This window comes from Burkholderiaceae bacterium DAT-1, from assembly GCA_019084025.1.
Classification (GTDB): Bacteria; Pseudomonadota; Gammaproteobacteria; order Burkholderiales; family Chitinimonadaceae; genus DAT-1.
The window spans coordinates 57,285-69,165 of sequence record JAHRBI010000005.1 but is presented as its reverse complement, the minus strand read 5'-3'; the positions used below and the strand labels follow the sequence as shown (position 1 = coordinate 69,165).

Annotated in this window: 11 protein-coding genes; 3 read left to right on the top strand and 8 right to left on the bottom strand. The window is 56.1% G+C overall.

Features of this window, described 5'->3' with window-relative positions; translation table 11 throughout:
• Nucleotides 1-5 precede the first annotated feature (5 nt).
• From KSF73_11275 to guaB, 8 genes are all read right to left on the bottom strand, one after another.
• A complete protein-coding gene (locus tag KSF73_11275) occupies nt 6-413 on the bottom strand; it encodes a VOC family protein (protein MBV1776292.1) in 408 nt (135 codons plus the stop codon).
• Entirely contained in the window at nt 395-1,183 is a 789-nt protein-coding gene (locus tag KSF73_11270; GenBank protein ID MBV1776291.1) for an AAC(3) family N-acetyltransferase, read from the bottom strand. Before KSF73_11270 ends, KSF73_11275 begins: the two co-directional genes overlap by 19 nt.
• Entirely contained in the window at nt 1,164-1,406 is a 243-nt protein-coding gene (locus KSF73_11265) for an acyl carrier protein (GenBank protein MBV1776290.1), read from the bottom strand. Before KSF73_11265 ends, KSF73_11270 begins: the two co-directional genes overlap by 20 nt.
• Complete coding sequence (locus KSF73_11260) at nt 1,384-3,099, bottom strand: HAD-IIIC family phosphatase (GenBank protein MBV1776289.1); 1,716 nt, start codon at nt 3,097-3,099, stop codon at nt 1,384-1,386. The genes KSF73_11265 and KSF73_11260 overlap by 23 nt, the downstream gene beginning before the upstream one ends.
• Nucleotides 3,100-3,353: 254 nt before the next feature.
• The gene (lspA, locus tag KSF73_11255) at nt 3,354-3,842 is read right to left on the bottom strand and encodes a signal peptidase II (GenBank protein MBV1776288.1); all 489 of its coding nucleotides are present in this window, start codon (nt 3,840-3,842) and stop codon (nt 3,354-3,356) included.
• Nucleotides 3,835-6,714 (bottom strand): isoleucine--tRNA ligase, encoded by a 2,880-nt coding sequence (gene ileS, locus KSF73_11250; GenBank protein ID MBV1776287.1) that lies wholly within the window; start codon nt 6,712-6,714, stop codon nt 3,835-3,837. Before ileS ends, lspA begins: the two co-directional genes overlap by 8 nt.
• A gap of 155 nt (nt 6,715-6,869) precedes the next feature.
• Entirely contained in the window at nt 6,870-7,835 is a 966-nt protein-coding gene (locus tag KSF73_11245) for a bifunctional riboflavin kinase/FAD synthetase (GenBank protein ID MBV1776286.1), read from the bottom strand.
• 147 nt (nt 7,836-7,982) lie between these two features.
• Entirely contained in the window at nt 7,983-9,443 is a 1,461-nt protein-coding gene (gene guaB, locus KSF73_11240; GenBank protein ID MBV1776285.1) for an IMP dehydrogenase, read from the bottom strand.
• Nucleotides 9,444-9,586: 143 nt separating this feature from the next.
• Between guaB and KSF73_11235 the strand changes: the two genes are divergently transcribed.
• Genes KSF73_11235 through KSF73_11225 form a run of 3 tightly spaced genes read left to right on the top strand, consistent with a single transcriptional unit; the run spans nt 9,587 to nt 11,842 of the window.
• Nucleotides 9,587-10,771, top strand: coding sequence for a patatin-like phospholipase family protein (locus KSF73_11235; GenBank protein MBV1776284.1), 1,185 nt, complete (start codon nt 9,587-9,589; stop codon nt 10,769-10,771).
• Nucleotides 10,758-11,330, top strand: a complete 573-nt coding sequence (locus KSF73_11230) for a hypothetical protein (GenBank protein MBV1776283.1) — start codon at nt 10,758-10,760, stop codon at nt 11,328-11,330. The genes KSF73_11235 and KSF73_11230 overlap by 14 nt, the downstream gene beginning before the upstream one ends.
• On the top strand, nt 11,327-11,842 hold the full coding sequence (locus KSF73_11225) for a hypothetical protein (protein MBV1776282.1): 516 nt from the start codon (nt 11,327-11,329) through the stop codon (nt 11,840-11,842). Before KSF73_11230 ends, KSF73_11225 begins: the two co-directional genes overlap by 4 nt.
• The last annotated feature ends 39 nt before the right edge of the window (nt 11,843-11,881 follow it).

The window sequence follows — 11,881 nt, the reverse complement described above, 5'->3', positions numbered from 1 at the left end:
ATTCCTTATTCAATTAGTTCGATAATCATGCGCAGTGGTGTGAGTACAAAGGCGATGCGGCGTCCGTCAAAGGCTGTGGCGGGTTGAGCCGGGCCGAGCGGCATGCAGCGTGCGGCTCTGAGTTCTGCCAGTTTTTTATCCAGATCGGGCACGGTATACGCCACATGATTCAGGATATTTTTACCGCTTCCCAAAACGGGTGTAACAGGATTGCCCTCGCCATTGGGCGCAACCAGTTCGAAGCGAATGCCGGAGGAATCCAGTCCGAACTGCACACTGACTTTCTGGATCGGATCATCAATGGGATCAGTCCATTCATGAATGTCCAGAATCGCAGCCAGATGTGTGCGGCCCAGTTCAAGCGATGTTACAAATACGCCAATGTGATCAAATTTCATGTCGTGGTCGGGCATGCGCCTTCCTCGATCAGTACATTGGGCTGCTGTTTCATGAGTCCCAGCGCGGTATTCAGAAAGTCCCGCGCGCGCACGCATAACAGTTGTGCACGGCCAATGTCGGCAGTATGCAGCTGGCCTGTACGTTGCAGCTCTGTTTTCAGGGTATCCAGATGCGTCACGGTCTGGCGATCAAGATGGCGCACGAGATAGCGAACCGAGCCAGATTCGATCTGGCCATCGCGCAGGATCTGGCTTGGGAATGATTTAAAGAAGCGGTAATCTACGCTTGCATATTGCTCGACGTAATGCACGAAAGTGATCCGGTCAAAACAGCACGCCAGACAAGCAATCCAGGCATTGTCCCGATTGAGCAGATCGAAAGCTGTACCCGGGCCAAAACTATCTTCTGTCACGCTACAGGCATAATCATCAGCCTTGGCACCATATGCGGCCACGCTGAAGATTGGATGGACGGAGCGCTTTACTCCGGATCGTAAACGGAAAAGCTCGGTAAGCTGGCCGACTGTGCTGGGCGACAACTCGGGATCAAATACCTCCCCCTTGGTGGCACTATAGGTAAACGTTGGCATGATCAGTGTGCCTGTTGACCCTAGTGCGGCCAGCACCCCATCTAGCAGCGTATCCATCTTTTCCGACGGTGTTCCCGTGCGAATCTGCATGGCAGCAAGCGCATCGGCGTGCAGCATCAGGGTGTCGCCGGGCTGGATGCCGCAGGATGTCAGGGCTTCCTGAAAGCTGTGTGCATCAATCTGCATATGCGCCATGCCGTTTCAGACAGGCGATGATGCCTGCAAGGGTTTTGGTTTCGGAGATTTCTTCGCTGCTTAGGCGGATGCCTGCGGCCTCCTCAATTTGCAGCAGTAAATTGAAGTTCCCCAGTGAATCCCACTGGGAAAAGCTGCCCAATCCAAGCGCGGAATCATCGCTGTTGAAGCTGGCATCCGGAAAGGTATCGCGGATGACCTCAAGCAATTGCTGGCGATTCATGTTGAAAGACCTCCAGATGCGGAATCTGCCACCGGGCAAGTTCGACAAAGTAATAGGTACCGATATCAGTTTGCGTAAACGCGGCCGTGATTTGGTCAGATAGGTAGTGACCGGGAGTAAGTGCAGTGACAGCGGTGAAACCGTGCTCCGGTAGAAATTGCATGGCGGGCGTATTGCGTTCACCCGGGATGAACTGTGCGAGCAGGTAGCGATAACCAAGCGCCTGCGCGTGTTCCCGCAGTTGTGACAGCATCCAGGCCTCAAGATGACGTCCTAGGACGCGGCAGCTCATGAGGAATGCGTCCAGAAAGGCGATGTCGGGCACGCGTGTTTCGGTGATCAGTGCCATGCCCGTGATGCCATGGTCACCAAACCGATCGCTCAGGCTCGCCAGCAGACCGATGGTGCGAGGCTCTGCCAGTCGAGTCTGTAGTCCCGCTTCATCGTATCGAATCAAGCGCAGGTTGAACTGATTGGTTTTGGCGCACAATTGCGCAGCACGGCCCAGTGTCGAGTCACTGATGATTTGTGCGGCAGGACGCATATTGATCGATGCCAGAAATGCCTCGGCACTGGCAGCATGGCGAGCCTCGGAGACAAATGCAGCACGCGCCCGGTATTGTTCGGTTTTTTTCAGGTCATCCGATGATTTGGCAAACTGCGCCAGTGCATCCAGCGAGGCAAGTGCATCTGCCCAGTCAACCACCTCGGCAGGTGGCTCGGGAACTAGCACCATAGGCAGCGCAGCACGAACCTTTTCGCGCTCCACCGGGTTGTCGTCCCAGAACACCAGACTATCCAGGCCGATATCCAGATCCGCGGCGATTTCACGCAGATGGATCGATTTTTCGCGCCAGTCAATTCGGGCAGTGGCAATGTCATTGCGCTTGAGCACCATACCCGCGTGTTCCGTAAATACGCGCCAGACATCAACTTCCTCATTCTTGCTGCTGATTGCCAGTACCGTACCACTATCTGCAAGCCGCTTGGCAACTTGCTGAAAGGCGACAAAGGCGTTACCTAGCCCATCCTGTCCAAGTGCAATGCCACTGAGTCCTGCCTCGCCAATCACGCCGCCCCACAAGGTATTGTCGCAATCCAGTACCAGCACCTTGCGCGCGGGCTGACGGGTTCGGCCGAGCAGGTTTGCCAGGTTTTGGCTCAGTACCTTGAGGCCCGTCTGTGATAGACGACAATGGCTGGAATGGAAGTTTCGGTTATCCAGACAGTGCCTGAGTCCGACTTCTGCAAATGCCATATCCAGCGGTAGCAGATACAGATGACGATGCTCGGCTGCTTTTGCATAGAGCGCATCATGCAGATATGCCGCTACCTTTACCGAGACTGTAGGGTGTCGCGCCATGCGGAGTAGGGAATCAGTATGCCATCCTAGCCATGCAACGAGCGTCGGCGTCGTGTGCTGGAGTAGATATTGATTGAGTGCGGCAAGTGCCTGATCAATCGCCTCGATTGCGATCTGTACTGCGTCAGGATTTCCTTGTGTATGAATGTGCCAGGGAAGTAAATCATCGAGAAATAGCACCCAGGCCAGCGCATCCTGTGTGCCGGACGCTGTGAGTGCAACCGGCCAGTCACCATACTGACCAAAATCGAGTTCGGTTGATGCGGAAAGTGCCCGCCAGGCGGGGTGCCGCTCCGGTAAAAAGCTCGTGCAGGTCAGACGAAGTGTCATGATCGCGTACCGATTGAATGGTATCGATCACTCAGGCCGAGTGCGATACCGTGTCCATGGCTGCCCCTCGTGTCAGGTGGCGAGTCGCAATCGTGACAAACCACCGCATCTTGTATCGGCATCACCTTGATTTGTAGACCAGTTTGATGTGCATTGCTGACTGCGTGCGACTAGGTGGTGTGGATGTGCAACAGGCAAAACAAAAGGCGGCCAATGGCCGCCCCGTGTACCTGCACGATCACATCAGGTTCAACTTATTGTTGCACTGACTTTTCCTCGGACTTCTTGAGGAAACCATCCAGAATCATCAGCCCTGCACCAATACAAATGGCAGAGTCTGCGACATTGAACGCGGGAAAGTGCGCCAAGCCCCAATGAAAGTCCAGAAAATCTACGACTTTGCCGTAGGCCATGCGATCAATCACATTCCCAATCGCACCCCCCATCACCAGACTGATTGCGCCGGCAAATAGCGTTTCTTCGTGATGCTTGCGCAACAGGTAGACGATGACGCCGGATACAATCAATGCGAACGCAGTGAACAGATAGCGCTGCCAGCCGCCTGCATCGTGCAGAAAGCTGAAGGCTGCGCCCGGATTGTAGACAAAGGTAATATTGAATACATCCAGCACGCGCAGCACTTCGCCGTAGGCAAAATGGCTGGTGATATACAGCTTGGTGATCTGATCGAGTACGATCACCACAACTGCCAGCACCAGCCAGCGCACCATTCCCTTATGCATGGCTGCGTTCCTCGCCTTCACCGAACAGGTTGCTCACGCAGCGGTCACACAGGCCCGGATGGTCGGCATGGGTACCAACCGCCGGACGATAGTGCCAGCAGCGATCGCATTTGGCGGCTTCCGACGGCTTCACCGCCACAGCAAAGGCCTCGCCCACCTTGATACTGGCTTGCGAAGTGATCAGCACAAAGCGGAAATCATCACCCAGCTTAGCGAGGATGGCGGCATCTGCAGCTGGCAGCGTGACTTCAACTTCTGCCTGCAGGCTGGAGCCAATGGTCTTGGCTTCGCGCGCCACTTCCAGTTCCTTCAGGATCTGGGCGCGGACGGTACGGATCGTATTCCATTCCGCAGCCAGTGCTTCCCCTTTGGCTACAGCGGGCAGATCATGCCATGTGTGCAACAGCGGGTGCTCGTCTTCATTGGCGGTCAGGGTTTGCCAGACTTCATCGGTGGTGAAGCTCAGTACGGGTGCCAGCAACAGCGCGAGCGCGCGGGTGATGTGCCACAGCGCAGTTTGCGCCGAGCGGCGCTTCGGACTATCGGCCTGAACGGTGTACAGACGATCCTTAAGGATATCGAGGTAGAAACTGCCCAGATCCTCGGAACAGAAGTCATGCACAGCCTGCATTGCATTGTGGAAGCTGTAACGATCGTAGGCGGCCTGAGTTCGTGTCTGGAAATCATGCGACATCTGCAGGGCGTACTGATCAATCGTCAGCATGTCGGATACGGCAACGGCATGCTGGTTGATGTCGAAGTCGCTCAGATTAGCCAGCAAGAAACGCAGTGTATTGCGGATGCGGCGATAGCTATCACTGACACGCTTGAGGATTTCATCGGAAATCGACATTTCACCCGAATAATCGGTGCTGGCGACCCACAGACGCAGCATGTCAGCACCAAGGCTGTCGAAAATCTTTTGCGGGGCGATGACGTTACCCACCGACTTCGACATCTTGCGCCCCTGACCATCCACGGTAAAGCCGTGTGTCAGCAGTTGCTTGTACGGGGCGCGGCCCACGGTGGCACAACCAGTCAGCAGCGAAGACTGGAACCAGCCACGGTGCTGATCGGAGCCTTCCAGATACAGGTCAGCAGGCCAGGCCAGTGCTTCGCGCTGTTTCAGCACGGCAAAGTGCGTCGAACCGGAATCGAACCAGACGTCCAGTGTATCGCTGAGCTTCTGGTACTGATCGGCTTCATCGCCCAGCAACTCGCGCGCATCCAGCGAGAACCAGGCGTTGATGCCGGCCTTTTCGATGCGCTGCGCGACTTGCTCCAGCAGTTCGCCACTGCGCGGGTGCAGATCGCCCGTCACCTTGTGCACGAAGAAGGTCATCGGCACGCCCCAGTTACGCTGACGTGATACGCACCAGTCCGGACGGTTGCCGATCATGGATTCGAGGCGCGGACGACCCCAGTCCGGGAAGAATTCGGTGGCATCCACGGCCTGATTGGCTAGTGAACGCAGGGTGACACCAGCCTTGCCCGGCTTCTCCATGGAGATAAACCATTGTGCGGTGGCGCGGAAGATGATCGGGGTCTTGTGGCGCCAGCAATGCGGGTAGCTGTGCAGCAGCTTTTCATGTGCCAGCAGCAAGCCGAGTTCAGTCAACTTTTCGACCACCAGCGGATTGGCTTCCCACACGGACTTGCCAGCCAGCCATTCCACGTTCGGGTGGTAGCGACCATCATTGCCCACCGGGTTTTCGTCGGACAACTGATACTGTTGCCCCACCAACCAGTCTTCTACACCGTGTGCAGGTGCGGTATGCACGAGGCCGGTACCCGAGTCAGTGGTGACGTGGGCGCCCAGAATCACCGGCACCTGACGATTGTAGAAGGGATGTTGCAGCAGCAGGTGTTCCAGCTTGGCACCTTGAGTCTGTGCCACGACTTCCACACTCTCAAAGCCATAGCGCTTCACGGCGTTTTCAGCTTGTTCGCGGACAACCACGATCAGACCCTTCGGGGTTTCGATCAGGTCGTAGATCAGTTCGGGATGCACGCTGACTGCGCGATTGGCAGGCAGGGTCCACGGGGTGGTGGTCCAGATCACGGCGAATGCAGGAGTGTTGCCGATTTCTACACCACCAAAGGCCTTAGAGAGCGCAGCATTGTCTGCAAACTGGAAGGCCACATCGATGGCCGGGCTGTGCTTGTCTTCGTATTCGACTTCGGCTTCAGCCAGTGCGGAGCCACACTCCACACACCAGTGCACAGGCTTCTGGCCCTTGGTCAGGAAGCCATTGGCGTGGATTTCACCCAGTGTACGGACGATATTGGCTTCGGTATCGAAAGCCATGGTCTTGTATGGATTGTCCCAGTCGCCCAGTACGCCCAGTCGCACGAAATCTTTCATCTGGCGGGCAATCTGGCGCTCAGCGTATTCGCGGCACATGGTGCGCACGAAGTCGGCTGGCAGACGGATTTCACGTTCGTCCAGTCCATTTTCCTTGCGGAACGCGACGATCTTGGCGTGGATATCCGGTGCGGCTTCGATGGCCTTCTTGTCGCTCTTGATGAGCTTTTCGATTTGATGCTCGATCGGCAGACCGTGGCAATCCCAACCCGGTACGTAAGGAGCATCAAAACCAGACAGCGTCTTGGATTTGACGACGATATCCTTCAGGATTTTGTTGACGGCATGGCCGATATGGATGTCGCCATTGGCATAGGGCGGGCCATCATGCAGGATGAACTTGGGACGACCGGCTGCCTTAGCGCGTACTTTCTCGTAGAGTTTCTTGCTTTGCCAGCGCGCCAGAAACCCCGGCTCGCGCTTGGCCAGATCGCCGCGCATTGGAAACGGGGTGTCCAACAGGTTTACCGGATATTTGTTTTGCTCGGTTTTTGCTTGTTCAGCCATGGTCACAATCTCTGGAAATTCTGTGTGTCGACAGGCCTGGCCTGCCGGCGATATTTATTCATTTGCTGACAAGTGCTACTTGTCGATGTCATCTGCTGCGGCGCAGACAAATCACGCTTGCCTGCGGTCTGACTGACTACATTACCCCCGCCCGCTCACGGACGAGGGATGCTAATTCGTGTCTGCAGCGCTTCCGCATGATGAGCGAAATACTGGCGGGTGTCGGCAACATCCTGATGGATTTGCCGTATCAGAGGATCTAACCCTGTGTATTTGACTTCGTCGCGCAACTTGTGCAGAAAATCGATACGAAGATGCTTGCCGTACAGATCGCCGCTAAAGTCCAGCAGGAACACCTCAAGGGAGAGTTTGCCGCTTGAGTCAACGGTTGGCTTCGATCCCAGACTGGCCGCACCCATGAGCGGTGTCTCGGCTGCGCCATGCACGACTGTGACGTATATCCCCTGCAAAGGCGGACGATTATGTTTGATCTGGATATTGGCGGTCGGGAAACCGATTTCGCGCCCCAGTTTGTTGCCGTGAATCACCCGGCCACTGATGCTGTAGGGGCGACCCAGCATGTCCGCTGCATCTTCAATGCGGCCGCTGGCGAGCATGTCGCGCACACTGGTGCTGGACGCACGGGTGCCATACAGGGCAATTTCGGGTAGATGCTCGGCGTGAAATCCGAACTGCTGACCAAAGCGGGTCAGCGCATCAATATCACCTGTACGTGCCTTGCCGAAACGGAAATCATCGCCGACCAGCACGTACTCTGCGCCGATCTGCTCGCGAATAATGGTCGCAGCAAAGCGTTCGGCATCCAGACCTGCAAATCCGCGATTGAAATGGGCGACATACACACGGTCGATTCCCGCATCACGCAGTAGTTCCAGCTTTTCGCGCAGGCTTGTCAGACGGGCAGGGGCTGTGTCCGGTGTAAAGAGTTCACGCGGATGTGGCTCGAAAGTCAGCACTGCAGTGGGTAAACCACGTGCCTGTGCCTCGGCCCGCAAGCGAGCCAGCATGGCCTGATGCCCGAGGTGAAGGCCGTCAAAGTTCCCGATAGTGAGAGCGCAGGCGCCTGCCGCTGAAAAGGGCGCGCCTCGGAAAACCTGCATGGATAGAAACACTTCCGCTTTAATGATCCACGATTCTAGCGGTTGCCGACCACAGGGTCTAGCAATCCGGGTTGATCCGCTTAAATCGCGGATCTGTACATGAAACAGCCCCCGACACGCGGGGGCTGGTACCGAACAGCGTCGAACTTATTCGACGTGGTAGTTCGGCGCTTCCTTGGTGATCTGCACATCATGTACGTGCGATTCGCGGATACCGGCAGAGGTAATCTCGACGAATTCAGCCTTTTCGTGCATGGCGGCAATCGATGCGCAACCGAGGTAACCCATCGACGAACGCAGGCCACCGGTCAGTTGGTGAATCACTGCGGTCAGCAGACCCTTGTAGGGCACACGACCTTCGATACCTTCCGGCACCAGTTTGTCGGCCGCCTTGCCATCCTGGAAGTAGCGATCGCTTGAGCCCTGTGTCATGGCGCCCAGCGAGCCCATGCCACGGTAGCTCTTGTAGGAACGACCCTGATACAGCTCGACTTCGCCCGGTGCTTCTTCGGTACCGGCAAACAGGCCACCCAGCATCACGCAATGTGCGCCAGCGGCCAGTGCCTTGGAGATGTCGCCGGAGAAGCGGATACCACCATCGGCGATCAGCGGGACACCGGTGCCATGCAGTGCTTCCGCCACATTGGCCACGGCAGAAATCTGCGGCACACCCACGCCAGCCACGATACGAGTCGTACAGATCGAACCAGGGCCGATACCGACCTTCACGCCATCTGCGCCAGCTTCGACCAGTGCGCGGGCGGCTGCGCCTGTTGCGATATTGCCACCGATCACTTGTACGTGCGGGAAGTGCTTTTTCACCCAGCGGATACGATCAATCACGTTCTGGCTGTGACCATGGGCAGTATCCACCACGATCACGTCTACACCGGCCTCAACCAGCAGGCTGACGCGGTCTTCGGTGTCGCCACCAATACCCACAGCCGCACCGGCCAGCAGACGGCCTTGCGAATCCTTGGCTGCGAGCGGGTGCTCAACCGTCTTGACGATATCCTTGACGGTAATCAGACCCTTCAGATGGAAGGCGTCGTCAACCACCAGCACGCGTTCGAGGCGATGCGAGTGCATCAGTTCGCGTGCTTCATCAATGCTTGCGCCTTCCTTGACCGTGACCAGCTTGGCCTTGGGGGTCATGATGCTGGCGACAGAGGCGTCGAGGCGGGTTTCAAAGCGCAGATCACGGTTGGTGACAATACCCACCAGTTCGCCACTGGCGTCCACCACCGGCAGACCGGAAATCTTGTGCTGGCGAGTGAGTTGCAGCACGTCGCGGATCAGCATATCGGGCGATACGGTGACCGGATCCTTCACCACGCCGGATTCATAACGCTTGACCTTCGCCACTTCACCTGCCTGCAAATGTGCAGACATATTCTTGTGAATGATGCCGATACCGCCTTCCTGGGCGATGGCAATGGCGAGACGCGACTCGGTCACGGTATCCATCGCAGCGGAGATCAGCGGCATATTCAGCGTGAGATCACGGGTCAGCTTGGTAGCAAGGCTAACTTCGCGCGGCATGATGGTTGAGTGTGCGGGAACGAGCAGGACGTCGTCGAAGGTCAGGGCTTTCTGAATAACACGCATGGCAGGAATCCTTGGGCGACAAAAATCGATTATACCAGAAACACAACATAGAGAAATGCATCGATTGCTGAACTATGCTGAAAAAACAAGCATGATCACGCCGAATATCGACAGTCGGCGCAGCTATCAATATCGAGGAAGACATGCCGATTCACCAGCCAGACAAAATCGGCCTCATCCTGTCGGGTGGAGGCGCGCGCGCGGCCTACCAGGTAGGTGTGCTGCGCGCGATCGCCAAAATGCTGCCGCCCAAAGTCCACAATCCCTTCTCGATCATTTGTGGTACGTCAGCGGGTGGCATCAATGCCGTTTCGCTCGCGGCGGGGGCGGCAAACTTCCGCAAATCGGTTTGCCGACTGGAATATTTGTGGAAAAACCTCAATGTCGAACAAATTTATGTGACGTCTGCCAGCTTCATGATCAAGCGGTTTTTCCACTGGATTGTGTCGCTGTTTACCGGGGGGATGGGGCGGCGAAATCCACGCGCATTTCTGGATAACACACCGTTGCAGCAGCTACTGGAAAACATGGTCAAGTTCGAGGAGATCGAAAAGGCCATCGAAGGTGGGCATTTGCATGCATTGAGTATTACGGCTTCCGGCTACAACTCCGGACAATCGGTGTCATTCTTTCAAGGACACGAAAGCATCGAGGGCTGGAATCGGGTGCAACGGCTTGGCGTGCGCACCAAGATCGGCATCCCGCATTTAATGGCAACCTCGGCCATTCCTTTTGTATTCCCGTCAGTGCGGATTAATCGCGAATATTTTGGTGATGGCTCGGTGCGTCAGGTGGCGCCCATGAGTCCTGCGCTGCATCTGGGCGCAAAAAAGGTATTGGTGATCGGCGTGTCCACCCCGCGCGAAACCAATGCCCAGCGTCTATACGCGCCAGACTACCCATCGCTGGCACAGGTTGCGGGCCACTTGATGAACAGCATCTTTATCGACGGGATGGAAGTGGATCTGGAGCGGATTGCGCGCGTCAACCGGACACTTTCGTTTATTCCCGAAGCCACCAAGCAAACCGCCGACGTGAATCTGCGCGAGGTGGACATTCTGGTAATCGCACCCAGTAAACCACTGGAAATGATTGCATCGCGTCACACCAATCATTTTCCGTGGACGATGCGGTTTATTCTGGGCGGACTGGGGGCACTGAAACGTACGGGATCAGTGCTGGCGTCCTACCTGCTGTTTCACCGGCGCTACACGCGCGATTTGATTGAACTGGGCTATAGCGATGCCATGCGGCGGCGCAACGATATTTTGCGCTTTCTCGGCTACGATCCAGAAGAAATGGGGGAGTTTCAGGATGATTCGCAATAGTCGATTGCTGGGTATCGCATTTTGCATATTTCCGCTGTGGATGGCGGGATGCAGTAGTGTGCAGTTACCTTCCTGGACACAACACTGGTTCGAGTCATCGGTACCGCAATCCAAAACCGTTCGCCAATTAAAGGATGCCGCCGACTGGACCGATGTTGCGCATGACGTGGCCTACCGGATGATGCAGAAAGCGTCGCAGGATAAAGTCATGGCTGCACAGGAAATCCGGGTACTCGCACCGGAGCCGGTTACGCCATTTGGGCAAGCCTTTGCCAACGCGCTGGGCTCATCGCTGACCTTGCTGGGAATGAAGGTAAGTGCGGATGAAAAGGCACCGCTGGTATTGCGACTGAATATCCAGCCCGTTTCTGCTGCGAAAGAAGTCATCGTCAATACCGCGCTCATGGATAAGCAACGCTTTGTGTTCCGTTCCAGTGATGTATATGGCTTCGATACGCGCCTATTGCCGCTATACCAGTATGAGCCACCTAAGCCGGAGGTGGTTAAGCCGCCAACACCGGTGAAAGAATTCAAACTGACGGCGGGGGAGAAATCATGAAAATCTGGATGATTGCTGCTTGCGTTGCAGTATGTCTCGGCGGTTGCGCGCAATACGAATCCGGGCGTAGCAATGCCATCGTCCGGGCCAGTTACGATGCGACAGATACGCTCTTGAAGGGGTTGAAGCCAGAGTTACCCAAGGATGCGCCCATTATCGTAGCGAGTTTTGTCGAGCTGGATCATCTGGGGACTAGCTCCACCCTCGGGCGGATGCTGGCCGATCAGGTGTCGGCGCGGATGACGCAGCATGGCTTTCCGGTAGAAGAGATTCGTCTGGGTAGCAAAATGGTGGTGAAGGATGGGTTGGGCGAGCTACTGCTGACCCGCGAACTCAAGGAACTCAGCACACAGCGAAAGGCGCAGGCGGTTGTCGTGGGCACGTATGTCGTCGCACCGGAGAAAGTTTTTCTCAATCTCAAGCTGATTCGCCCTATAGACAACCGCATTCTGGCCGCGCATGATCTCGCTCTTGAATCCGACGATACGGTTCAGGCACTTTTGATGAAATGAGGTGTCTGAACAGACACCCATTTCTTTTGCCTGAGTCAC

Excerpts from the sequence above, each read along its gene's own strand:
- KSF73_11275 (MBV1776292.1), bottom strand. The coding sequence starts at position 413 with ATGCCCGACCACGACATGAAATTTGATCACATTGGCGTATTTGTAACA.
- KSF73_11270 (MBV1776291.1), bottom strand. The coding sequence starts at position 1,183 with ATGGCGCATATGCAGATTGATGCACACAGCTTTCAGGAAGCCCTGACA.
- KSF73_11265 (MBV1776290.1), bottom strand. The coding sequence starts at position 1,406 with ATGAATCGCCAGCAATTGCTTGAGGTCATCCGCGATACCTTTCCGGAT.
- KSF73_11260 (MBV1776289.1), bottom strand. The coding sequence starts at position 3,099 with ATGACACTTCGTCTGACCTGCACGAGCTTTTTACCGGAGCGGCACCCC.
- lspA (MBV1776288.1), bottom strand. The coding sequence starts at position 3,842 with ATGCATAAGGGAATGGTGCGCTGGCTGGTGCTGGCAGTTGTGGTGATC.
- ileS (MBV1776287.1), bottom strand. The coding sequence starts at position 6,714 with ATGGCTGAACAAGCAAAAACCGAGCAAAACAAATATCCGGTAAACCTG.
- KSF73_11245 (MBV1776286.1), bottom strand. The coding sequence starts at position 7,835 with ATGCAGGTTTTCCGAGGCGCGCCCTTTTCAGCGGCAGGCGCCTGCGCT.
- guaB (MBV1776285.1), bottom strand. The coding sequence starts at position 9,443 with ATGCGTGTTATTCAGAAAGCCCTGACCTTCGACGACGTCCTGCTCGTT.
- KSF73_11235 (MBV1776284.1), top strand. The coding sequence starts at position 9,587 with ATGCCGATTCACCAGCCAGACAAAATCGGCCTCATCCTGTCGGGTGGA.
- KSF73_11230 (MBV1776283.1), top strand. The coding sequence starts at position 10,758 with ATGATTCGCAATAGTCGATTGCTGGGTATCGCATTTTGCATATTTCCG.
- KSF73_11225 (MBV1776282.1), top strand. The coding sequence starts at position 11,327 with ATGAAAATCTGGATGATTGCTGCTTGCGTTGCAGTATGTCTCGGCGGT.